The sequence below is a fragment of the Synergistota bacterium genome, assembly GCA_021159885.1.
In the GTDB taxonomy this organism is placed as follows: domain Bacteria; phylum Synergistota; class GBS-1; order GBS-1; family GBS-1; genus AUK310.
Genome location: JAGHDO010000067.1, coordinates 14,492 through 37,672, shown reverse-complemented (window position 1 = coordinate 37,672; position 23,181 = coordinate 14,492). Strand labels below are relative to the sequence as shown.

Below are 23,181 nucleotides of genomic sequence, written 5' to 3'. Positions count from 1 at the left end.
GATGGTTGCTAAAAGAAGCCTTAGAGATGCTTATGGTGAGGCTCTTATTAAGCTGGGTGAGGAAAGAGAGGACATAGTGGTTTTCGATGCTGATCTTTCTTCCTCCACAAGGACAAGCAAGTTTGCTTCTCGCTTTCCAAACAGGTTTTTTAATATGGGGATAGCTGAGGCGAACATGATGTCTACCGCTTCAGGTTTGGCTTTATCTGGAAAGACCGTGTTTGCAAGCACGTTTGCTGTGTTTGCAAGCTGTAGAGCTTATGACCAGGTTAGGGTGGCTATAGCTTACTCTAAGGCTAACGTTAAGATCGTTGCCACTCATGGAGGGATAACCGTTGGGGAGGATGGCGCGACACATCATGCCATAGAAGATATAGCTCTTATGAGGGTTATGCCTAACTTCAAAGTTCTTGCAACTTGCGACTATGAATCTACTTACTCTATGGTGTTGAAGATAGCGGAAGAGGAAGGACCATTCTATCTTCGCTTGACCAGGGTTTCACTACCTGAGCTCTATGAAAGGGGAGAGAATTTCGATATTGGAGAGGGAAAGCTTCTTAAGGAAGGGAGCGATCTCACGCTCATATCGGAGGGCCCGCTGGTTCATGAGGCTCTTTTGGCGTCTCAGATGTTGGAAAAGGAGGGCATTTCGGTGGAGGTTATAGATTGCTATTCTATAAAGCCTTTACCCGAGGAGCTCATTTTGGATAGCGTTTCTAAAACGGGAAGGGTTATGACCGCTGAAGATCACAGCATTATAGGTGGGCTTGGTGGAGCGATCGCGGAGCTTCTTTCCGAGAGGAAGCCGCTCCCGCTTAAAAGATTGGGAATTCCGGATAAATTTTGCTTCTCTGGAAGCGCTTCCGATCTTCTTAAATATATGGGGCTTGATGCTTTGGGTATCGCGAGAGAGGTGAAAGATTTCCTTGATAAGGTTTAGCGCGGTGACTAAGGTTTACCCTCACAGAATAGTAGCCTTAAGAGATGTTAGCGTGCATATAGAAAAGGGAGAATTCGTCTTTCTGATAGGTCCCACGGGTTCTGGTAAGACAACCTTCCTTAAGCTTATATACCGAGAGATAAAGCCGACACGGGGCAGTGTTTACGTTATGGGAGAAAACCTCGCGAAGATGAAAGAGAGAAGGATCCCTTATTTAAGAAGGCAAATAGGGGTGGTATTTCAGGATTTCAAGCTTTTACCTTATAAAAACGTTTGTGAGAATATTGCTTTTGCTCTCGAGGTTATAGGTTGCAATCCTGCAGAAATAGAAGCACGGGTTGAAGAGGTTCTCGAAAGGGTTGGTTTATCTCATAGAAGTCATCTGCTTCCCTATCAGCTTTCTGGAGGAGAACGTCAAAGGGCGGCAATGGCAAGAGCGCTTGTGAACGATCCCCCCATACTTCTTGCCGATGAACCCACGGGTAATCTTGACTTTGAAGCAGCAAAAAGCATTATAGATCTTTTAGTAGAGGCGAACCTTCGCGGAACCACGGTCGTTGTTGCGACCCATAACAGGGATATAGTAAACGCTTTAAGAAAAAGGGTTATAGCTCTTAAAGATGGGACCGTAGTAAGGGACGATAAAGAAGGGGGATATGATGCGTAGGCTTGGATATTTCGTCAGAGAAGCTCTTAAAGGACTATGGCGGCATGGATTTATGAGCTTTCTCACGATAACGACGATATTTATAGTGCTTTTTATAATGGGGCTTTTCGCTCTGATAGGTTTGAATCTGCATTTCGCCGTAGGATCGCTTTCGCAGAGTCTTCGAATAAAGCTCGTGCTTAGAGGGAATCCTACCCCAGCAGATGTTCAAAGAGTTTATGCTCGTCTTCTCGCCCTGAAGGAGGTTAAGGAGGCGAGGTTTATATCCCGTGGGGAGGGCTTAAGAAGGTTAGCTAAGGAGCTTGGCAGGGGTGACCTGCTTGAGCTTCTTAAGAGTAATCCTTTACCGGATGTATTCGATATAAGGGTTAAACGAGCCTCTGATATAGAAGAAGTTGTAAGGATTATAAAGAGCTGGAGGGAAACTGAGGATGTTATATATGGGAGAGAGGCAGCTCGAAAACTTCTTGCTATCCAGAAATTCCTTTTGTATGGAGGAGGAGCTTTGGGGTTAATACTCGGTGTAGCTGCCCTGCTTGTTATATTCAATACCGTTAGGCTCGTCGTTTACGCGAGGAGAGAAGAGATAGAGATAATGAGACTCGTTGGGGCTACCCGATGGTTTATAAGATTTCCGTTTCTATTCGAAGGAGTAATTTTGGGAGGGATAGGGGGTGGGCTTGCGTCTGCTCTGCTGTTTTTTGCCTATAAAGAAGCAGTCAGGTTCATCTCGGTGCAGTTTCCCTTCGTCCCACTAATAAGCAATATAAGCGTTCTTTATAAACTATGTGGGGCGATATCGATCGCTGGCTTACTGATAGGATTGATAGGTGGACTTTTTGCGGTGCAAAAGTTTCTCGGAGGGGTTACACTTGAGTAAGAAGTGGTTTTCTTTTTTACTATTCATTCTTCTGCTGCTTCCGTCAGTTTCGTTTGCCATAAATTATGATGCGGAGATAGAGAAGAGGCAAAAGCTTCTCGAGAGGATAAAAAAACAACTTAGATATCAGGAAAAACTGATAAAGTACAAGGCGAGGAAGGAGAAGAGCATTCTCGCTCAGATTAATCGTCTTGATAAGGAGATAGAGAGAAAAAGACTTGAGATTAAGATAACCGATTTCAAGATAAGAAAGCTTAAAAGTGAGATAGATAAAAAAAGAAAGCTTATAGCGAGATTGCTTCGGGAGCTCGAGGAGAAAAGGGCGCTTCTCTCAAGCAGAATTAAGGCTATGTATAGGTATGGCAGGATAGGGTATCTTGAGGCTCTTCTTAAGGCTTCCTCGTGGGAGGATCTTGCCTTAAGAGGCCTTTATCTTAAGAGAATAGCTTCTTATGAAGCCTCGCTCATTGATGAGATAAGACGCAAAGAGATGAAAGTCTCTAAGGAAAAGGCTCTCCTTGAGAGGAAGCTAAAGAGATTCTTTGCGCTTAAAAGAACGCTCCAGAAAGAGATGGCAGAGCTTGGGAGGAAGAAATTGAGGAGACAGGCTCTGCTTAAAAAAATACAAAAGGAGAAGAAACTTTACCAAAGAGCTCGTGCGGAATTTGAGGAGCTCTCGCGAAAGCTTGAATTAGCTATAAGAAAGCTAATCTTAGAGAAGAAGATGGCTTCTTCGAGAAGGGTGGTGAGTGGGGGGAGCTTTAGGCTTGGATACAGAAGGGTGAGATTAGTATGGCCCGTAAGAGGGAGAATTACCTCAGGCTTTGGCTATAGAATTCATCCTATATTTAAGACGAAGAGGTTCCATGCTGGGATAGATATAGCTGCTCCTACGGGGACTGCGGTTAAGGCAGCTGCAAGCGGTGAGGTGCTTTATGCTGGCTGGCTAAGAGGATATGGCAAAGTTATTATAATACTTCATAGAGGGGGAATGGCTACAGTTTATGCCCATTTGAGAGATATAGTCGTCAGAGAGGGACAAAGAGTCGCGCAAGGGGAAATAATAGGTAGCGTTGGCTCTACTGGTTGGTCAACGGGGCCTCATCTTTATTTCGAGGTCAGAATTGATGGCAGGGCGGTGAATCCTCTTAAGTATCTTCCAAGATGAGGGTTGGAAGTATTGTCGCTCTGAGGAAGGCTCACCCTTGCGGGGGACGGAAGTGGAAAGTCATAAGAACGGGTGCAGATGTTAAGCTTAGATGTATGAGATGTGGCAGAGAAATATGGCTTCCAAGAAGCAGGTTAAAGAGGTTGATGGTTAAGCATGGCTTACAGGATAAGGGTAGTAGCAGTGGGGAAAATAAGGCAGTCCTTCTATAAAGATGCTATAAATGAGTACTTAAAAAGGCTTAAACCGCTTTGTAGGATAAGTATCGATGAAATTCCGGAAAGCGGTGACCCAGAGACCGAGGGAAAGAAGATATTAAAGGCCTTAAGGGAAAGGGATTTTCTTATAGCCCTTGATGAAAGGGGAGAGATGATAACGTCTATGGGACTTTCACAGAAGCTCGAGGAGCTTTTTGTTAAAGGACGGGAGCCGGTCTTCATTCTCGGGGGGATAAAAGGGTTATCCGAGGAGGTTAGGAAGCGTGTCTCATGTGTTTGGTCTCTTTCGAGATTGACTTTCACGCATGAGCTCGCGAGAGTGATACTTTTTGAGCAAATATATAGGGCTTTTAAGATAATGAGGAAAGAGCCCTATCACTATTAAGGGGGTGTTTTTCTTGGGAGGGAAATTATTTAAACAGCTTCAGGATAGGCTCGTAAAGGTTCAGCAGGAACTTGCTATGGAAACGGTTGAGGGATCCGCTGGTGGTGGTATGGTAAGGGTTGTGGCTAACGGTCAGCAGGAGATACTGGAAGTTCATATAGAACCGGAGGTTGTTAATCCCGAGGATGTTGAAATGCTTTCCGATCTTATAGTTGCTGCTACGAACGATGCCTTAAAGAAGGCTCGTGAGCTGGCGATGAGCAGGATGGGAAGTCTTCTGGGAGGTATGAAGCTCCCTTGGTTTTAGCCAAGTCTCTTAAGGAACTTATAGCGCTTTTAAGCGAGCTTCCGGGATTGGGAGAAAAGAGCTCTCAACGAATCGTTTTTTATCTCCTTAGAGAAAAGCCTGAGAGAGTTAGAAGGATAGCCGATCTTCTCGTTGAGGTGCGTGAGAAGCTAAGACCGTGTTCCGTGTGTGGGGCTCTTAGTGATAGCGATCCGTGTGGTATATGTTCTGATCCTTCGAGAGACCGATCGGTTATATGTGTTGTAGAGGATACTCTTGATCTTTTAAGCATAGAGAGAGCATCGTGTTATAAGGGAGTTTATCACGTTTTGGGTGGACTTATATCGTTTGTTGAGGGGAGAAGCCCTGAGGATATAAATATTGAGGGGTTAATAAACAGGGTTAGAAATGGGGATGTGAGGGAGGTTATATTAGCTCTTGACCCGAGCGTCGAGGGAGATACTACTATGTTTTATATAGCAGAGCTTCTTAAGCCTTTTAGGGTTAAGATTACACGTCTTGCCTTTGGAATTCCCATAGGCGGGGATATAGAAATGGCGGATTCGTTGACTTTAACGAAGGCTTTCGAGGGTAGGAGGATGATAGAGGAGGTGTGATAGTTGGGTGAGAAACAGCCGCGTTTTGTGGAAAAGCTCCTTCAGATAACCTTCGTTCTCCTCGGCGTGGGAATAGGATATCAGGTTGGCTTATATACTCTCAAATATATAGAGCATCCGTTGACCGCGGTGGGTAAAATGAGCCTGGTTGGTGCTATTACGGTCTTCGGGGGCTTTATTATGTACATATTTTCTCCAGGCATAATAGGTTCCATTTTGAGAGTGGTTAGCAAGGTTGAAAGTGATCTTCAAAAATTTCCGGCTACCGATATAGCGATAGGTTTGCTTGGGTTGATCTTGGGGCTTGTGATTGCCAATCTCTTAGCGGTTTCTCTTACCCCCATTCCGATAATAGGGGATTACTTTCCCTTGATACTTAACATAGCCTTTGGATATTTAGGTGTCAGATTAGCGCTCACTAAAAAGGAAGAGATAATATCGTTTTTCGGATCTATTCCACGGCTTAAGGATAGGTTTTCCTTTAAAGGGTTGAAAAGAGATAGTGCTTATGGGGAGATGGTTTGTCCAAAGATAGTAGATACGAGTGTTATAATAGATGGAAGAATATTTGATATTTATAAAAGCGGTTTCCTCGAGGGTGTGATTCTGATACCGAAATTCGTTCTCAATGAGCTCCAGTATGTTGCGGATTCCACGGATCCGATGAAGAGAAACAGGGGAAGGAGGGGCCTTGATGTTTTAACCAAGCTACAGAGTGAGGGAGGGAATAACGTCAAGATATACGAGGGAGATGTAGAGGGGAGAAACGTTGATGAGAAGCTTATATCTCTTGCTAAGAAACTCAATGCTGAGATAATAACCACGGATTACAATTTAAATAAAGTTGCTAATATAGAAGGAATAAAGGTGCTCAATATAAACGAGTTGGCTAATGCGCTGAAGCCTGTGGTTCTGCCCGGTGAGGAGCTCGTCATTCAGATAATAAGAGAGGGTAAAGAAATGGGGCAGGGAGTAGGATATCTTGATGATGGAACGATGGTAGTTGTTGAGGAGGGAAAGTATTATATAGGTAAAACCGTTGAGATTTCTGTGACGAGCGTTCTTCAAACCGCGGCGGGCAGGATGATATTCGGCAAGATAAAGAAGGTGTTAAGATAGGATAAAAATGGAGGGAAGAATAGGGTTAGGATATGATATTCATCCTCTTGTAAGAGGCAAAAAGCTTTTTTTGGGAGGGGTGGAAATAGAGCATTCAGAAGGGCTTTTGGGCCACTCGGATGCTGATGTTGTTCTGCATTCTCTATGCGATGCTTTGCTCGGAGCCTTAGCGCTGGGGGATCTCGGAGATTATTTCCCTCCGGGAGATCCGGTGTATGAAGGAATGAGAAGCGATTATTTTCTTAGGAAAGTGCTCATGATGCTAAAAGATAGGGGTTATTCCCCATACCAGGTTGATATAACGGTAGTTGCTCAGGTACCGCGTCTTAAGAAATATATATCTGCGATGAGAGAAAATATATCATCCATGCTTGGCATAGATATAGGGATGGTTAGCGTAAAGGCGGTTAGTCCTGAGGGGCTGGGAGCTCTTGGAAGGGGAGAAGGAATTTCAGCTATAACTATCGTGAAGGTGGTGAAGAGCAATGGGTAAGAGGACCGTGTTTCTCACCTTAGTTTTGTTTCTTTTGCTTCTCGTCACCGCTTCGTCTTACGCTCTTTCGTTTCCTTGCTGGTACGAGAAAAAGGGAGACTTAGTTGAGGTCAGGTTTTCGGGCTATCTCGTTATGAGACTTAAGGGAGATGATGCTGAGAGGAGAGCGAACGATTTCGCTTGTAAGATAAATTCCCTCTGGAAGAGAGGGATACTTTTCAGAAAGTTCGAGGCGGTTAAGGCGAGGGATGGAGGCTATTTAATCCGATATGATGGAATTAATATCTTCAAGATTACGGCGCAAGACGCAGAGAGGAATAAAACAACGCCATTTTACCTTGCTGCCAAGTGGTTGAATAACCTTTGTTATGGGATGTCTCGTCTTCAGGCTTACAGACTATGGTCTCGAAGACTCTCTCACCCGAGGATAATGGTAGGTTATGCTTCATGGTATGGTGGAAGACGCTGGAATATGAGGCGAACCGCAAGTGGAGAGCTCTTCTGGGATAGGAAGCTCGTTGCGGCGTCAAAAACGCTGCCCTTCGACTCGCTCGTTAAGGTTACGGACTTAAAAACCGGTAAGTGGGTTATAGTTAGGATAATAGACAGGGGTCCTTACGTTAAGGGAAGGATAGTGGATCTCTCTAAGCTCGCTGCTGAGCTTCTTAATATGGTCAAGAAAGGCGTGATCAAGGTAAAGGTTGAAGTAATCCAGTGGGATGATAGATTTGGAGGGAAGAGGTGAAGGCTTTTGAGCGTTAGAGTTAGATTTGCTCCCAGCCCCACAGGATATCTCCACGTTGGCGGAGCAAGAACGGCGTTATTTAACTATCTATTTGCTAAGAAGATGAAAGGGAGCTTTATTCTCAGGATAGAGGACACTGATAGGGAAAGATCAACTGTCGAGGCAGAAAGGGCTATTATGGAGGATCTGAAATGGCTTGGGTTGCTCTGGGATGAAGGGCCTTACAGACAGACCGATAGACTGGACATATATAGAAAGCATGCGGAGGAATTGCTTGAGAAAGGGCTCGCTTACCCATGCTATTGCACGGAGGAGGAAATAGAGAAGATGAGGGAGGATATGCTGAGGAGGGGAATGACGCCAAGATACGATGGCAGATGTAGAAACCTTTCCGAGAGTGAAAGAAGAAAACTTGAGGCCGAGGGTAGGGTTCCAGTGTTGCGGTTCAAAGTTCCGGACGAAAGTGAGATAAGCTTCTGCGATCTGGTAAAGGGGGAGCTGAGGTTTAAGCTATCAGAAATAGGCGATTTCGTGATAATGAGATCAGACGGTGTTCCTACCTATAATTTCGCGGTGGTTATCGATGATCACTATATGAATATAACTCACGTTATAAGGGCTGATGAGCATATAGCTAATACTCCAAAGCAGCTTTTGATATATAGAGCTTTTGAATGGGATCCTCCGCAGTTTGTTCACGTGTCTATGATACTGGGACCTGATAGAAAAAAGCTGAGTAAGCGGCATGGAGCAGTTTCAGTTGGAAAATACAGAGAAGATGGTTATCTTCCAGAGGCACTTGATAATTATCTTCTGCTTCTTGGTTGGTCATCTCCAGATGAGAGAGAAATATTTTCCATGGAGGAAATGATAGAGGCTTTTTCTCTTGATAGGCTTTCTAAGAGCCCTGCCGTTTTCGACGCGGGAAAGCTTCGCTGGATGAATGGCTACTACATGAGAAAGCTCCCGCTCGAAAGGATCTTTTCGTATGCTAAGCCCTTTTTCCAGAGGGCAGGCTTTCCTGATGATGATGTTTGGCTTAAGAGGGTAGTTTCGGTTTACAGGGAGCATACCTCTACCTTGAGGGAAATGGTTGAGGAAGCAATTCCTCTGATTAGGTATTCACTTTCTCCCAAGGATGAGTTGATGAAGAACCTTAGGAAGGAAGAGGTTCCCAATATTCTCAGGAGCTTTATTGAGCTTTTTTCCCCATATGCTGAAAGAGAGTTGGGAGCTACCGAGGTTTGGGAACTTCTAAGGAGCCTTGTTAAAAGCCTTGGGCTTAAAACCGGCAAAGTTCTCTTTCCGCTAAGGGTTGCTCTGACGGGAAGGAGATCCGGGCCAGAGCTTTATCACTTTATAGAGCTCATCGGTATAGAGGAGGCTATTGGGAGGGCTAAAAGGGCTTTAGAAATGCTGGAGGAAAGATGAGCGGGGGAGAAATCTGGTTTTATCTTACGCTGTTCGTCCAGTTCGTGGTAGCTCTTCTGGGCGGATATTATGTTTTCGTATATACGGTGGGGCTGCTTCCGTGGCGTAGGGAAAAAAAGGCGCGGGAAGAGCGTTTTTTAAGATTCACTATTTTGATTCCTGCTCATAATGAGCGAGATGTGATAGATAGACTTATAGAGAACCTGAAAAGGTTGGATTATCCAAGTGATTTTTATAAGATTATAGTTATAGCTGATAACTGCACCGACGATACGGCTGAAGTTGCCCTTAAAAGCGGAGCAATTGTGTGGAGGAGATATGATCCTTTAAAAAAGGGCAAGCAGTATGCGCTTGATTGGGCTTTCAAGCGGCTTCTTGAGGAAGAGGACTTCGATGCGGTTTGTGTTTTCGATGCTGATAACCTGGTATCTCTTAACTTTCTTAGGAGAGTTAATGAAAGGCTTCTTTCAGGGGAAAAGGTAGTCCAGTGTTATCTTGATACAAAGAATCCGCTCGATAGCTGGGTAACTAAGGCTTATGCGCTTGGATACTGGATATCCAACAGAGTTTTTCAGTTCGCGAGGTGGAGGCTCGGTTTCTCCGCTGTCCTCGGTGGAACGGGGTTTTCCCTAACGCGTGATCTCCTGGAAAGGTATGCTCTTGGTTTAACCTCACTAACTGAAGATCTTGAGCTAACTGTTAAGCTTAACCTTAAGGGGGTAAAGGTGGGCTGGATACATGACGCCAAGGTATACGATGAGAAACCCTTAACGTTTAGGGAATCTTGGTATCAGAGATTGAGGTGGATGAGAGGGCATTGGGATGTTGCGCTCAGGTATGGCTTTGCCCTTCTTAAAAAAGCGATTCTGGAGGGAAAGCTTCATATGCTGGATATGTTCTTTTATGCGATATCACCCTTAAGAATACTCTTGGGGGGGGCTATAATATTCTTTCTTCTTCTCTCCTCCTTTGCAGATGTGGGCATGGGGGGAATTCACACAGGTGGTTTTTTACCGTTTTGGCTTTGGGTTTCCATTTCTGTTTGGGTATGGCTTTATCCACTTGTAGCTTTAATTCAGGAAAAGGTCCCTTTAAGGCTTTTTCCTTATCTTTTCTATCTGGTGGTATGGAGTTTAACTTGGATCCCCGTTGTAGTTCAGGCTCTCTTGAGCGTGAGAGTCAGGAGCTGGTCCCACACGAGGCACACGCGTTCCCTGACTCTCGAGGAGCTAACTAACCTAAATTTTAAAAGGAGCTGATGAGTATGCCGAACGTTAAGGTTGGAGAGAAGATTATAAGTGTAGATAAGGGAGCTAAGCTCCTTGATATAGCGGTCTTGCTTGGGTTTAAGGAGGCTCTTATGGCGGAAGTTAACGGAAAGGTTGTGGAGCTCACCTTTGAGGTAGACGAGGATTGTGAGGTTAACTTTCTTGATTTCTCTCACCCTGAGGCTCAAAGGGCTTTTTGGCATACTGCCTCTCATATTATGGCGCAGGCGGTAAAGCGCCTTTTCCCTCAGGTTAAGCTGGGAATAGGACCTGCGATAGAGAAAGGCTTCTACTATGATTTCGATTATCCCGATGGTTTTTCTCCGCAGGATCTTGAGAGAATTGAGGAGGAAATGAAGAAGATAGTCGAGGAGGATTATCCTGTAATAAGGGAGTTTAAGACAAGAGATGAGGCTGAGGAGATTCTTAAAGATGAACCTTATAAGCTTGAGCTTCTTAAGGATATACCTGATGAAAGGATCAGCTTCTATAGGCAGGGGGAGTTCATAGATCTGTGTGCGGGACCTCACGTTCCATCAACCGGGCTCATAAAGTACTTTAAGCTCTTGAGCGTTGCGGGGGCTTACTGGAGAGGGGACGAGAGGAATCCCATGCTTCAAAGAATATATGGAACTGCATTTCCAGCTAAGGAGATGCTTGAAGAACATTTAAGAAGGCTGGAAGAGGCGAAGAAGAGGGATCACAGACTTCTTGGTAGGGAGCTTGATCTGTTCAGCCTTCATCCCGAGGGTCCGGGATTTCCCTTCTTCCATCCTAAGGGAATGGTTGTCTTAAATGAGCTTATAGATTTTTGGAGAAGGGAGCACAGGAAAGCGGGGTATTTGGAGATAAGAACACCTCTTGTACTTAATAGAGAGCTTTGGGAGCGCTCAGGGCATTGGGATCACTATAAGGAAAACATGTATTTCACTAAGATAGATGAGGTGGATTACGCTATAAAGCCGATGAACTGCCCTGGTGCGATACTCGTATTTAAAGAAGGCATAAAGAGCTACAGAGATCTACCTTTGCGCCTTGCTGAGCTGGGCATAGTCCATAGACATGAGAGATCTGGCGTTCTGCATGGACTCATGAGGGTTAGAGCTTTTACGCAGGATGATGCACATATCTTCTGTACACCCGAACAGATAAAGAGTGAGATAGAGGGCATAATAAGGCTTGCAGATCACTTTTACAGGGATATATTCGGTTTCGATTATTCAGTTGAGCTTAGTACGAAACCAGAGAAAGCCATGGGATCGGATGAGATATGGGAGAAGGCAACAAGCGCTCTTAAGGATACGCTTGATGACCTGTCTATCCCTTATGAGATTAAGAAGGGTGAGGGAGCTTTTTATGGCCCTAAGATAGACTTTCACCTTAAAGATTGCATAGGTAGGACATGGCAGTGTGGTACCATACAGCTTGATTTTCTCATGCCGGAGAAATTCGATATAACCTATATCGGACCTGATGGAGAGAGGCACAGGCCCGTAATGCTTCACAGGGTAATATATGGTAGCTTAGAAAGGTTTTTTGGTATTCTCATAGAGCACTATGCTGGTGCCTTTCCTCTGTGGCTCGCCCCACTTCAAATAAAGGTGTTAACGATAGGAGAGGCTCACATTCCTTATGCGCGGGAAGTTTATAAAAAGCTTCTTGATGCGGGGTACAGGGTTGAACTTGACGATAGGAATGAGAAACTTGGTTACAAGATAAGAGGAGCTCAGCTCGAGAAGGTGCCCTATATGGTAATAGTTGGAGATAAGGAGGTTAATGAGAGAAAGCTTTCCGTGAGAGAAAGAAGGGAAGGAGATCTGGGAAGCTTTACTTTGGAGGAGTTTATGAGACTGCTTGAGGAAAGAAAGAAAAACTTTAAGTGACTTTTTGAGCTTTCAATGCAAAGATAGACTTATCACACTTCGCGAGTTTCTCGCAAGGGAACTTTCTATATCGCGAAGAATGGCTAAAAGGCTTATCGATAGAGGTTGGGTTTTCGTAAATGAGGAAAGGGTTTCTAAGGCTAACTTTCCCTTAAGTGATGGAGATCGAGTTGAGGCTATTATCTATGAGCCTGATTACACTTATGATATCCTTTACGAGGATGAATATATAGTTGCGATTAGCAAACCCCCCTTTATGCCGACAAATGAATCCCCCAAAAGCTTGGAAAGCACATTAAGAAGGGATGGATATAAGGTTAGGGCCATCCATAGGTTGGACTTAGAAACAACTGGAGCTGTCCTCTTTGCTAAGGGAGATGGTGTTTTTAATAAGTTTAAGGAGCTGTTTAAGAAAAAGGAAATTGGCAAACTTTATATAGTTATAGTGGAGGGGAGAGTGGATAGAGAAGCCTTTGAGGTAAGCTTTCGCGTGGGGGGAAAAGAAGCGCACTCCTTTTTTAGGGTTCTTAAGCGTGGTAATATCGCAACATTGCTTCAGGCAAGGATAACAACGGGTAGAAAGCACCAGATAAGGATTCATCTCTCGATGGTGGGACATCCAGTAGTTGGTGAGAAACTTTACAGAAAAGGAAGAATTTGGGAGGAAGCCATTCGTAAGGTTCCCAGATGTATGCTTCATTGCGAAGAGCTTTCTTTTAAACACCCTTTGAGCGGAAAGCTTCTTAAGATACGTGCTCCTCTCCCCGAAGATTTTAAAAGGGTTTGGGAGAAACTTCTTTACTTATAAGCTTTTTCATGATATACTTCAATTGATTCTTTCTTCAGTAAGAAGGGGCATCTATCTGCCTCTCACCCTGCGGCGAGGGAGCTTGCAGGGTCCTTATTAAAGCGAGAAAAAGATCGTTTTTCGTGGCTAAAAAGGGCAGATAGGTGTATTCTATCTGCCCTTTTTAAAATATCTTGCTTGAGAAAAGAATCGGAGGTGATATGTTATTAAGGAACATCGGATCAACGAGCAGATCAGGGCGAGGAAGGTTAGACTTATCGACGAGGATGGCAAGCAGATAGGTATATGTAATATCCAAGAGGCTCTTCGGATCGCTTCCGAGAAACAGCTTGATCTCGTTGAGGTAGCTCCTGAGGCAAATCCTCCAGTTTGTAAACTTATGGATTATGGAAAGTATCGCTATGAGATGAAGAAAAAAATGAAGCAGACTAAGAGTAAAACTAAGGGAGCTGTTGTTAAGGAGATAAGGATGAGGCCAAAGATAGAAGAGCACGATTACAGGTTTAAGCTTAAGAGCATCAGAGAGTTTCTTCAAGACGGATGTAAAGTTAAGGTTACGATGTTTTTCAGAGGAAGGGAGTTAAGTTATGCCGATAACGGTAGGGAAATCCTAAACAGGGTTGTTGAGGAAACCAAGGATATTGGTAGACTTGAATGGGGTCCAAAGGCAGAGGGGTGGTCTATGAGTCTTATGCTTGCTCCAAAATAGAGGAGGGATGAAGCCATGATGAAAACTCGTAAAAGCGTGGCAAAGAGATTTAAGATAACCGCTACGGGTAAGGTTAAGTACATGAAAACGGGAAGAAGTCATCTCTTAAGAAGAAAGAGCCCTAAGAGGAAGAGACAATTGAGGAGAGATGCCTTCTTAGGGGGAAGCGATGCTTACAATGTTAAGGAAATGCTGCCCTATGCTTAAATCGCGATGAGGAAAAGGGGTGAGAGATATGAGGGTTAAAAACGCAAGCTCTGGAAAAGGAAGGAGAAAGAAGCTATTTAAACTTACCAAGGGTTACTATGGTCAGAAGAAAAACGTTTTTAGGAGAGCTAACGAGGCTATGCTGAAAGCTCTTAGCTATTCCTATAGGGATAGAAAGGCGAGGAAGAGGGAGTTTAGGAGGCTCTGGATAGCGAGGATAAATGCTGCTGCAAGAGAGGAGGGGTTGACCTATAGTCGGTTTATAAATGGTTTGAAAAAAGCTGGCGTGGCTATAAATCGTAAGATGCTCGCTGAGATGGCAATTTATGATAGGGACTCCTTCGTGAAGCTGGTCGATGTTGCTAAAGAAAGCCTTGGACTGGCGGGCTGATCTTTGCTTTTTGGAGGGAGGAAGCCCGTTAATGAATACAGATAAGATAATGAACATAGATGAGATAAGGGAAAGCTTTGTAAGAGATATAGGGGAGGTTTCAACCCTCCCCGCTCTGTATGAGGTAAAATCCAGATATATAGGCAGGAAGGGGAAAATAAGCTTTCTATTTAAAAATCTTAAAGGTTTGCCTCCGGAAAGGAGGAAAGAAGAGGGGAGACTTCTTAACGAGCTTAAGGGGTGGATAGAGGAGAGGATAAGGGAGAAGGAGAAGGAAATACGTGCAGCAGAGGCTCATAGAAGGGAGCTTGAGGGAAGGATTGACTTTACTCTTCCTGGCAGGCGCATTAGGATAGGAAATATCCATCCTTTAAACATAGTTTTAAGAGAGATAATAGAAATTTTTTCATCTATGGGGTTTTCTCTCGAGGAAGGACCGGAAGTAGAGCTCGATTATTATAACTTTGAGGCTCTCAATATACCCAAGGATCATCCTGCGAGGGACATGCATGATACTTTCTACATCACGGAAGGAGCGCTTCTTAGAACCCATACTTCTCCGGTTCAAATAAGGGTAATGAAGGAAAAGAAGCCCCCTTTGAGAGTTATTTCTGCCGGCAAGGTCTATAGAAGGGATTTGGATCCCACCCACTCTCCCATGTTTCATCAGGTTGAGGGCTTGCTCGTCGACGAAGATGTTAAGCTTGCTGATCTTAAGGGAGTTTTATCTGAGTTTGCTAATAGAATATTTGGAGGGAAGAGGAGAACGCGTTTCAGACCCAGCTATTTTCCATTTACGGAACCGAGCTTGGAGGTTGATGTTGAGTGCGTTAGATGTGGAGGGGAAGGGTGTTCTGTCTGTAAAGGAACGGGATGGCTTGAAATACTTGGCGCGGGAATGGTTCATCCCGAGGTTTTTAAAGCTGTGGGCTATGATAGTGGCAAGTATGTAGGTTTTGCCTTTGGGCTTGGCGTTGAAAGGATAACGATGCTTAAGTATGGTATAGATGACTTGAGGCTCTTTTTCGAAAACGATCTGCGCTTTCTAAGGCAGTTTTAGGGAGGGGTAGGAATGAGGCTTTCCTTTAAGTGGCTTAATGAGTTCATAGATGTTGGATTTTCACCTGAAGCGCTCGCTGATAAGCTTCTCATGGTTGGTCTCGAGGTCGAGGAAGTTGAAAGGCTTAATCCTGGTATCAGCGGGCTGGTAGCTGCGAGGGTGAGGAAAACGGAGCGCTTTGAATCGGGGTATAGTGTGCATCTTTCGGTAGGTGATAAGATTTATTTTGCTTTCTATGATGGAGAGACTCCTCCACAAACTGGAGAAATGGTAGTGATTGCTCCTGCAGGATCTTCTATTCCCGGGGGAGGCATGGTCAGAGAATACTCGATCGCTGGAAGTAGCTTTAACGCTATCCTCCCTTCGGAAGAAAGACTTGGTATAGGAGAGGAAGGGGGATTTATAAGGCTTCCAGAGAGCGTATCTGAGGGGGAAGATTTCGTTAAACTGTATGAGCTGGATGATGTGATTTTAGATATAAGTATAACTCCTAATAGAGGAGATTGCCTGAGCATGCTTGGTGTGGCAAGAGAAGTTGCTGCTATAAAGGGCATGGGACCGGCGAATCTTCTTCCTAAGTTCGATCTTGAGGAGGAAGGAGAAGACATAAGGGACCTCGTTAGCGTAGAGGTACAGGATTATGAGCTTTGTCCGAGATATGTTGGTAGGGTTATAGAAAATGTTAAGGTGGGGGAAAGCCCACTGTGGCTCAAGAGAAGGTTGATCCATTGTGGACTAAGGCCCGTGAATAACGTTGTTGACATAACGAACTATGTTATGCTTGAGCTGGGGCAACCGCTTCATGCGTTCGATCTCGACCTTATAAGGGGTAAAAAGATAATTATAAGGAAAGCGCTTGAGGGTGAAAAGCTGATCTGTATAGACGGGGTGGAAAGGAGGTTTACACCCGAGAATCTCCTAATTGCCGATGTGGAAAGGCCTATAGCTATAGCTGGTGTTATCGGGGGTGAGGAAACTGAGATATGGAGCGGAACCAAAAACGTTTTCCTTGAATCGGCTTTCTTTAATCCATCTTCTGTGAGAATGACGGCACGTTATCTTGGAGTATCTACGGAGGCCTCATATAGATTTGAAAGAAGGGTTGACCCGGGAAATACCCTCTTTTCAGCCGATAGGGCTGCCTATCTCATTTCAAAAATAGCATCTGGTAAGGTGGCACGGGGTTACTTTGATCTTTCTAAGGAGACATTTAGGTCGTGGTATGTGATGCTTCGGCCTGGGAGAGTCAATAAGATACTGGGCACTCAGCTAAGAAATGAAGAAATAATAACCATTCTTTCCTCGCTTGGCTTTGCCTCGAGATATAGAGAGGATCTTCTCGAGGTGGAGATTCCGACTTATAGAGGAGATATTCAAAGAGAGATAGATCTTATAGAAGAAGTGGCGAGGATATACGGGTATGTAAAAATTCCGGCGAGAATGCCTTGGGGAGAAACTCAGGTAGGTGGCATGAGTGAGGCTCAAAAGCTCGAATGGAAGGTTAGGGATATTCTCGTTGGAAGTGGTCTTACTGAGGTAATAACCTATAGCTTTATAGATCCCTCTATCTTCGATGCTCTTCTTCTGCCTGAGGGACATCGCTTGAGAAAAGTCGTTAAATTAAAAAATCCGTTGAGGGAAAATCAGTCCGTTATGAGGACCTTCATGCTTCCCGGTTTATTTAGCGTTCTTCTCACGAACTACAGGCGAGGACTGAGAGAGATGTCTCTCTTTGAAATAGGCAGGATTTTCATCACCGACCTTACTCCCGAGGGCTTGCCCACGGAGAAAACGAGAATAGGGTTTATAATGCTTGGTGGGGTAGATAAAGAGCTGATAACCGGCTGTAAAATTCCCAGGGATTTTCTAAACCTTAAGGGAGCAGTTGAGAATCTTTTCGATGCTCTTAAGATTGAAGGCTATACCTTTGAAGAACTTAAGGAGGATCTTCCCTTTCTGTCTCGCTATAACTCTTCCTCTATATCTATAGGTGGTAAGGCAATCGGGTGGATTGGAGAGCTGAGCCCGAAGATAAGAATAGAGCATGATATTGAGGAAGCAGTATATATAGCAGAGCTCGATTTTGACCTTCTTTTATCGCTCGTTTCAAGAGAGATAAGGTATAAGGGATTACCTAAGTTCCCTGCGGTGAGAAGAGATGTATCCGTGATCGTACCCTTAGAAGGAAAAGCTGCGGAGGTAGAGAGGATAATACGTCAGACGGGTGGAGAGATGGTTGAGGAGGTAAGGGTATTTGATTTCTATCAGGGACCGCAGATTCCACAGGGATATAGAAGTTTGGCTTTCTCTGTAATTTATAGGCTTAGGGACAGGACTCTTAAGGATGAGGAAGTAGATGTCGTTCACTCTAAGGTAAGGGAGAGCCTTCGCCAGGCCGGCTTCGAGGTCAGATAAGGAGGGGATTCCGGAGTTGATGGAAGAGCTGAAAGCCCTTGAGGAGAAGGTAGATGCCTTAATTTCCCTTGTGGGGAAATTAAGGGAGGAGAATAGCAAACTCAGAGAAGAGCTCTCAAAGGCGAATGAGAGATTAAAAGAAATTGAAGAAATAGAGAAGCAGAGAGAGCAGTTCTTAAGGGAAAAGCGCGACATGGAAGACAGAATAAGGAGAATTTTTGCCAAGCTTGTTGATGTTGTTAATAAGGAAGGCGAGTAATGGCTAAGGTTAAGCTCGTTATCTTGGGGGAAACGTACTGGATAAAAGGAGATGAGCCTGAGGACAAGCTCAAAGAGCTTGCATCTATGGTGAGTGATACGCTAAGGGATATAGAAGAAACGTTCCCCCATCTTGACTCTCGCGAGAAGCTTATAATGCTTTCGCTGAATCTTGCTGAAAGACTTGTCGATTTGAGGAGAAACCTTCTTAAAATCGGGAAGAGGGTGGAGGAGTGCCTCATGAAGGAATAAATGTTGGTTTTTTAGATATCTTTGCATTAGCCCTTATACTGTTTCTCTTCGTGCGAGGGTGGTTTAGAGGCATATCGAGAGAGCTAACCTCCCTGGTGGGGTTAATAGTTGGTTTAGGAATTGCTTTTAAATATTACCCCAGTTTAGCGGGAGGATTGCGGTTGAGGTTTCCCTCCATTGCTTCGTTTTCTTCCTTAATATCTTTTGCTCTGATATTCTTCCTCGTGCTTGTTTTTTTCTCTCTTTTGGGGGTTTTGCTCCATAAGATTCTTAAGGCAGTTTGGCTGGGTTGGCTCGATAAATGGGGGGGAGCCCTCTTCGGGGTTGCGGAAGCGCTCGTTATCTTAAGCGCGCTCTTTTTCGTAATTTCTGTGCTTCCCGAGGTTACCTTATTGAAAACTCTTAGGGAAAGCTCGCTATTTTATGGGATTTTCAAAAAATATGCTTTTCCTTATGTAAGGAGGGTGATAGGTGAATTAAAATGGATGTAGATAAGAGGACAAGGAGACTTCTTGAATTTGAGGCGTTTAAGGAGCTGGTGTCGAAAAAGGCTCTTACAAGCATGGGCAGAAGGAGAATACTCGCTAAAACCACTCTGGATAAGGATAAGCTCAAGAGAGAGCTCATCCTGCTTGAAGAGTTTCATCGACTTCTTTCATCTGGAGAGTTTCCTCCCTTTACGGGGGCTCTTGAGGATATAACCCCGCTTTTAGAGAACCTTAAAACATCTCTGAAGCTCTTTCCCGAGGAGCTTCTTAAAATAAGGGATTTCTGTAAAAGCGTGGAGAAGCTGAGGGATTATTTTCACTCGCTTAGAGGGGAATATCCTTCGCTCTACTCTCTTGCGAAGGATATTGAGCCTTTAAGAGGGCTTTCTTCATCGATATCAAGCGCTATAAATGATAGGGGAGAGGTGGATTCCGGAGCTTCTCCCCTCCTTTCTTCTTTGAGAAGGCGGATAAAAGCTCTTGAGGAGAGAATAAAGGGTGAGCTTTCTAAAATAATATATTCTCCTGATTTCTCCGATGTAATTCAGGAACCGATATATACTCTTAGGGAAGGGAGATATGTTATTCCCGTCAGGCGGGATAAAAAGGGATCCTTTCCGGGAATTGTTCATGATCTTTCGGGAAGCGGTATGACCGTTTTTATGGAACCGCTTTCTACTCTCGAGCTTCAAAATAAGTTGAGGGAACTAAGGTCTGAAGAGGAGAACGAAATAAATAGAATTTTGTACCGTCTCGGGGAGATAACGATGAATGCCTCGAGGGAGCTTATGAGAAACCTCAATATAGTTGCTCAATTGGACGATCTCTGTGCTCGTGCTCTTTTTATGATAGATGAAAAATGTATAGTACCTAAGTTGGAGGAAAAGCCTTTTCTTAAGCTTGTGGAAGTGAGACATCCTTTGCTTGGTAGGGAAGCAGTGCCTATAAGCATAGAGGTTGGTAAGAAGTTCAGTATTCTTGTTATAACAGGCCCAAACACGGGTGGTAAGACGGTAGCTTTAAAAACGGCAGGCTTGATGGTCTTGGCTTCCTGGTGTGGGTTTCCCATTCCCGCACAGGAAGCGATAGTAGGCGAGTTCGATGTGCTGTTTGCAGATATAGGAGATGAGCAGAGCATAGTGCAGAATCTATCGACGTTTTCCTCTCATATAGAGCCTATAGCTAAGATTCTCCCACGTATAAGCTCTCGTTCCTTGCTTCTACTTGATGAGCTTGGTGCGGGGACGGATCCGCAGGAAGGAGCAGCACTTGCTATGGCTATTTTAAAGTACATAAGGGAAAAGAGAGCCAAGGCCATAGTTACGACTCACTACCCTGCGCTGAAATATTATGCTATAAGGGAGAGGGATATAGAGAACGCGTCAGTGGAGTTCGATATAGAGACGCTTAGGCCCACGTACAGGCTCTTCATAGGCATTCCTGGAGCAAGCAATGCTCTCGCTATAGCGAAGAGACTCGGTATGCTCGAGGAAGTATTAAAAGAAGCAAGCAGACTCATATCGTCTCAGGATGAGAGAGTGGAAAAAGTTATAAGGGAGCTTCATACGAAGCGCTCAAGTTACGCCATACTTGAGAAGAAGCTTAAGGAAGAACTGAAAAAAGCTGAGGAAGCTAAGGACAAGTATCAAAGAAAGCTTGAGAGGATAAGGGAAAAGGAGGAAAAGATTCTTTCTTCCGCGAAGCTTAAGGCTAACAGGATGCTCAAAGAAGCGGAAAAAGAGCTTAAAAAGATACTTAAAGATGCGAAAGCCAGTGTAAGGAGCTACGCTGAAGCGAAAGGGAAGCTCAGAAAGCTTTCTAAGGAGCTGGATGAAGATAAGCCCATTACCTTTGAACCCTTAAGGAGCGTTAAGTTCCTTAAAATCGGGGACAGAGTATATGTTCCGAAGTTTGGAAAGTGGGGAGAGGTTGAGGAAATCTTCCCTGAAGATGAGGAAGTCGTCTTGAGAATAGGGTTCTTCAGGGTATTTCTCTCAAAGGATGAGGTCAGTGGAGAGGGGATAACTCAGAATGAGCTGGATGAGCCAGAAAGGGAGGAAATAAGCTTTGAAGTGGAAGACGTTCCATTTGAGCTTTCTATAAGAAAGAAAAGCGTTGAGGAAGCCCGAGAAGATGTTTTAAGGTTTCTCGATAGAGCTTTCTTGAAGGGATATCCATACGTTAAGATAGTTCATGGTAAAGGGGAAGGAATTCTTCGCAGAATGGTATGGGACCTTCTTAGGGAGATTCCCTATGTGAAGGAGTTCAGGTTTGGAGATGAGATAGAGGGAGGACAGGGAGTTACCATGGTTTACTTTGAGAGAGATTGAGGTGTTGAACGCATGGCAAGAAAAAAAGTTAAAAGCGAGATCTTTGCTCTCGATATAGGTACGAGAAACGTGGTTGGGCTTATAGCAGAGCCTGGGGAGGAGATCCTTAGGGTGAGACATCTCGTTCTCGAAGAGCATAGAACGAGATCTATGCTTGATGGACAGATACACGATGTTGAGCAGGTTTCTAAGGTGGTTTCTCGGGTTAAGGAGGCACTTGAGAAGCAACTTAAGCGCAGGCTTTCTGAGGTAAGCGTTGCCGTTGCAGGAAGGGCATTGAGAACGATGAGGGGAACTGCTGAGGTTCCTATAGATCTCGCTCAGGATATAACAGAAGAGATGGTCAGAGAGCTTGAGCTCCAGGCATTGCAGAACGCCCTTAAAAGGTTGAGGGGATCTTCTGAGGCCGGCGAGGAGTTTCACTGTGTGGGATACAGCGTCGTTAAATATACGCTTGAGGGAGATCCTATAAGAAATCTTGTGGGTCAGAGAGGCAAGAAGATGGGGGTTGAGGTTCTCGCTACCTTTCTGCCAAGAGTGGTTCTGGATAGCATGCTTTCCGTTCTAAGAAGAGCTGAGCTTAAGGTTTCGAGTATAACTCTTGAACCTATAGCGGCTATAGAGGTTGTGGTTCCTCAAGATATGAGAAGATTGAACTTGGCACTTGTGGATGTGGGTGCAGGAACGATGGACATAGCTATAACGAGGGAAGGAACGGTTGTTGCTTATGGAATGGTTCCCGTTGCTGGAGATGAGATAACGGAAAAGCTTTGCGAGAAGTATCTTCTTGACTTTAATGTGGCTGAGAGGATAAAGAGATCACTGCGAGATGAGCTGTCTGTTATTGAATTTGAGGACATACTCGGGAACCATTATAAGCTAAATAAAGATGAGATAATATCCTTTCTGGAACCTGAAGTGGAAAGGCACGCTAACCTTCTTTCAGAAAAGATACTCGAGCTAAACTCTGCTCCTCCGCAGGCGGTGATATGTATAGGCGGAGGGAGTCAGATTCCCCTCTTTGATGTTAAGATAGCAGAGCGTTTGGGAATTGATCCTTCAAGGGTCAGGGTAAGAGGAGCAGAGGTTCTAAAAGGTATAGAAGATTTAACTGGTGAGCTTAAGGGGCCCGAGATGGTAACGCCTCTTGGCATAGCAGTCATAGCGAGAAAGCGAGCTGGCTTTAGATTCGTGGATGTCTGGGTAAACGATGAGATGATAAGGCTTGTTTCTCTAACTGGTGAGCTTAGGGTTTTAGATGCTCTGATTCCGATGGGTATTTCTCCGGATGAGCTTAAGCCTCGTCCCGGTATGTCTCTCACCGTTGAGATAAATGGAAGATTAAGGATAATAAGAGGCGAGCTTGGAGAGCCAGCGAGGATCTGGGTAAACGGTGAAGAGGCAGGTCTTGATTCGCCTATTAAGAGTGGAGACAGAATAAGGGTGAGAAGAGCGCGTCCTGGGAAGCCGGCATTTGCACTCCTTAAGGATGTCGTTGGTGCTCTTTCCCCTCTCAGATTGTTTATAAACGGAAAAATGTACGAGTTTTTCCCAGATGTCTATGTAGATGGCAGGAAAATGCCACTTAAAGCACCGCTTTACGATAGAGCGAGAATAGAGATAGTTCAGGTTTCTAACGTTAAGGAGGCTCTGAAGAAGGCGGGTGTTCTGCCTGCTCCTTATGAGATGGAGATCACCTTGAACGGGGAAAAGAAGCTACTTCCGCTATGGAAAGGTAGGGTTATGCTTAATGGTAATGAAGCCTCGTTTGATGCCCCAGTCAGGGATGGCGATAGGATAGACCTGCTTGACCTCGAAAGCATCAGTTATAAGGTTAAGGATCTCGTTCCCGACTTAGCTGAGAGGAAGATCAGGGTTTTCGTTAATGGAAAGCCCGTTGAGGTTAGCTGGGAGGAAACGGCGGTTATGATCGATGGAAGAATTGCTTCTCCTGAAGATGATATATATAACGGTGCGAAAATAGAGGTCAGAAGGGGATTTGCTGATACCCCTATACTTTCACATATCTTTAAGGTCTTTCCCGTTGAGGAGATATTGAGGGAGAAGAAAGGATATATAAAGATGAAGGTTAATGGAGTTGAGGCAGGCTTTACAACTCCTATAAAGGATGGAGACAGGATAGAGATTTATGTGGAATAGAGT

The 23,181-nt window shown here is 44.5% G+C and carries 25 protein-coding genes; all 25 read left to right on the top strand.

Going from position 1 to position 23,181, the window contains the following annotated elements:
- Position 1: 1 nt before the first annotated feature.
- The 25 genes from J7M13_06425 (at position 2) to J7M13_06305 (ending at position 23,178) form a co-directional block, all read left to right on the top strand.
- Entirely contained in the window at positions 2 to 940 is a 939-nt protein-coding gene (locus J7M13_06425; protein MCD6363616.1) for a transketolase family protein, read from the top strand.
- Complete coding sequence (gene ftsE / locus J7M13_06420; protein ID MCD6363615.1) at positions 927 to 1,607, top strand: cell division ATP-binding protein FtsE; 681 nt, start codon at positions 927 to 929, stop codon at positions 1,605 to 1,607. Before J7M13_06425 ends, ftsE begins: the two co-directional genes overlap by 14 nt.
- Complete coding sequence (ftsX, locus tag J7M13_06415; GenBank protein MCD6363614.1) at positions 1,600 to 2,487, top strand: permease-like cell division protein FtsX; 888 nt, start codon at positions 1,600 to 1,602, stop codon at positions 2,485 to 2,487. Before ftsE ends, ftsX begins: the two co-directional genes overlap by 8 nt.
- Complete coding sequence (locus tag J7M13_06410; GenBank protein ID MCD6363613.1) at positions 2,480 to 3,655, top strand: peptidoglycan DD-metalloendopeptidase family protein; 1,176 nt, start codon at positions 2,480 to 2,482, stop codon at positions 3,653 to 3,655. The genes ftsX and J7M13_06410 overlap by 8 nt, the downstream gene beginning before the upstream one ends.
- Positions 3,652 to 3,867: a DUF951 domain-containing protein gene (locus tag J7M13_06405; protein ID MCD6363612.1), complete on the top strand. Its 216-nt coding sequence runs from the start codon at positions 3,652 to 3,654 to the stop codon at positions 3,865 to 3,867. Before J7M13_06410 ends, J7M13_06405 begins: the two co-directional genes overlap by 4 nt.
- Positions 3,812 to 4,258: a 23S rRNA (pseudouridine(1915)-N(3))-methyltransferase RlmH gene (locus J7M13_06400; GenBank protein MCD6363611.1), complete on the top strand. Its 447-nt coding sequence runs from the start codon at positions 3,812 to 3,814 to the stop codon at positions 4,256 to 4,258. The genes J7M13_06405 and J7M13_06400 overlap by 56 nt, the downstream gene beginning before the upstream one ends.
- On the top strand, positions 4,254 to 4,565 hold the full coding sequence (locus tag J7M13_06395) for a YbaB/EbfC family nucleoid-associated protein (protein ID MCD6363610.1): 312 nt from the start codon (positions 4,254 to 4,256) through the stop codon (positions 4,563 to 4,565). Before J7M13_06400 ends, J7M13_06395 begins: the two co-directional genes overlap by 5 nt.
- Positions 4,556 to 5,161 carry a recombination protein RecR gene (gene recR, locus J7M13_06390; protein ID MCD6363609.1) on the top strand — a complete coding sequence of 202 codons (606 nt, stop codon included), beginning with the start codon at positions 4,556 to 4,558 and terminating at the stop codon, positions 5,159 to 5,161. The genes J7M13_06395 and recR overlap by 10 nt, the downstream gene beginning before the upstream one ends.
- Before the next feature lie 27 nt (positions 5,162 to 5,188).
- Complete coding sequence (locus tag J7M13_06385) at positions 5,189 to 6,280, top strand: TRAM domain-containing protein (protein MCD6363608.1); 1,092 nt, start codon at positions 5,189 to 5,191, stop codon at positions 6,278 to 6,280.
- Between the two features lie 7 nt (positions 6,281 to 6,287).
- On the top strand, positions 6,288 to 6,773 hold the full coding sequence (locus J7M13_06380) for a 2-C-methyl-D-erythritol 2,4-cyclodiphosphate synthase (protein ID MCD6363607.1): 486 nt from the start codon (positions 6,288 to 6,290) through the stop codon (positions 6,771 to 6,773).
- Entirely contained in the window at positions 6,766 to 7,518 is a 753-nt protein-coding gene (locus tag J7M13_06375; GenBank protein MCD6363606.1) for a septal ring lytic transglycosylase RlpA family protein, read from the top strand. The genes J7M13_06380 and J7M13_06375 overlap by 8 nt, the downstream gene beginning before the upstream one ends.
- A 6-nt stretch (positions 7,519 to 7,524) precedes the next feature.
- A complete protein-coding gene (locus tag J7M13_06370) occupies positions 7,525 to 8,949 on the top strand; it encodes a glutamate--tRNA ligase (protein MCD6363605.1) in 1,425 nt (474 codons plus the stop codon).
- The gene (locus J7M13_06365; GenBank protein ID MCD6363604.1) at positions 8,946 to 10,208 is read left to right on the top strand and encodes a glycosyltransferase family 2 protein; all 1,263 of its coding nucleotides are present in this window, start codon (positions 8,946 to 8,948) and stop codon (positions 10,206 to 10,208) included. Before J7M13_06370 ends, J7M13_06365 begins: the two co-directional genes overlap by 4 nt.
- Before the next feature lie 5 nt (positions 10,209 to 10,213).
- Complete coding sequence (gene thrS / locus J7M13_06360; protein ID MCD6363603.1) at positions 10,214 to 12,100, top strand: threonine--tRNA ligase; 1,887 nt, start codon at positions 10,214 to 10,216, stop codon at positions 12,098 to 12,100.
- The gene (locus J7M13_06355) at positions 12,072 to 12,908 is read left to right on the top strand and encodes an RluA family pseudouridine synthase (protein MCD6363602.1); all 837 of its coding nucleotides are present in this window, start codon (positions 12,072 to 12,074) and stop codon (positions 12,906 to 12,908) included. The genes thrS and J7M13_06355 overlap by 29 nt, the downstream gene beginning before the upstream one ends.
- 220 nt (positions 12,909 to 13,128) lie before the next feature.
- Entirely contained in the window at positions 13,129 to 13,617 is a 489-nt protein-coding gene (infC, locus tag J7M13_06350) for a translation initiation factor IF-3 (GenBank protein MCD6363601.1), read from the top strand.
- A 15-nt stretch (positions 13,618 to 13,632) separates the two neighbouring features.
- A complete protein-coding gene (gene rpmI, locus J7M13_06345; protein MCD6363600.1) occupies positions 13,633 to 13,824 on the top strand; it encodes a 50S ribosomal protein L35 in 192 nt (63 codons plus the stop codon).
- 28 nt (positions 13,825 to 13,852) lie between these two features.
- The gene (gene rplT / locus J7M13_06340) at positions 13,853 to 14,215 is read left to right on the top strand and encodes a 50S ribosomal protein L20 (protein ID MCD6363599.1); all 363 of its coding nucleotides are present in this window, start codon (positions 13,853 to 13,855) and stop codon (positions 14,213 to 14,215) included.
- A gap of 49 nt (positions 14,216 to 14,264) precedes the next feature.
- A complete protein-coding gene (pheS, locus tag J7M13_06335; GenBank protein ID MCD6363598.1) occupies positions 14,265 to 15,275 on the top strand; it encodes a phenylalanine--tRNA ligase subunit alpha in 1,011 nt (336 codons plus the stop codon).
- A 12-nt stretch (positions 15,276 to 15,287) separates the two neighbouring features.
- Positions 15,288 to 17,690, top strand: coding sequence for a phenylalanine--tRNA ligase subunit beta (locus J7M13_06330; protein ID MCD6363597.1), 2,403 nt, complete (start codon positions 15,288 to 15,290; stop codon positions 17,688 to 17,690).
- 16 nt (positions 17,691 to 17,706) lie between these two features.
- A complete protein-coding gene (gene zapB / locus J7M13_06325) occupies positions 17,707 to 17,949 on the top strand; it encodes a cell division protein ZapB (protein ID MCD6363596.1) in 243 nt (80 codons plus the stop codon).
- Complete coding sequence (locus J7M13_06320) at positions 17,949 to 18,200, top strand: cell division protein ZapA (protein MCD6363595.1); 252 nt, start codon at positions 17,949 to 17,951, stop codon at positions 18,198 to 18,200. Before zapB ends, J7M13_06320 begins: the two co-directional genes overlap by 1 nt.
- The gene (locus tag J7M13_06315; protein MCD6363594.1) at positions 18,182 to 18,691 is read left to right on the top strand and encodes a CvpA family protein; all 510 of its coding nucleotides are present in this window, start codon (positions 18,182 to 18,184) and stop codon (positions 18,689 to 18,691) included. Before J7M13_06320 ends, J7M13_06315 begins: the two co-directional genes overlap by 19 nt.
- Complete coding sequence (locus J7M13_06310; protein ID MCD6363593.1) at positions 18,682 to 21,018, top strand: endonuclease MutS2; 2,337 nt, start codon at positions 18,682 to 18,684, stop codon at positions 21,016 to 21,018. The genes J7M13_06315 and J7M13_06310 overlap by 10 nt, the downstream gene beginning before the upstream one ends.
- Before the next feature lie 12 nt (positions 21,019 to 21,030).
- Complete coding sequence (locus tag J7M13_06305) at positions 21,031 to 23,178, top strand: cell division protein FtsA (GenBank protein MCD6363592.1); 2,148 nt, start codon at positions 21,031 to 21,033, stop codon at positions 23,176 to 23,178.
- Positions 23,179 to 23,181: the final 3 nt, after the last annotated feature.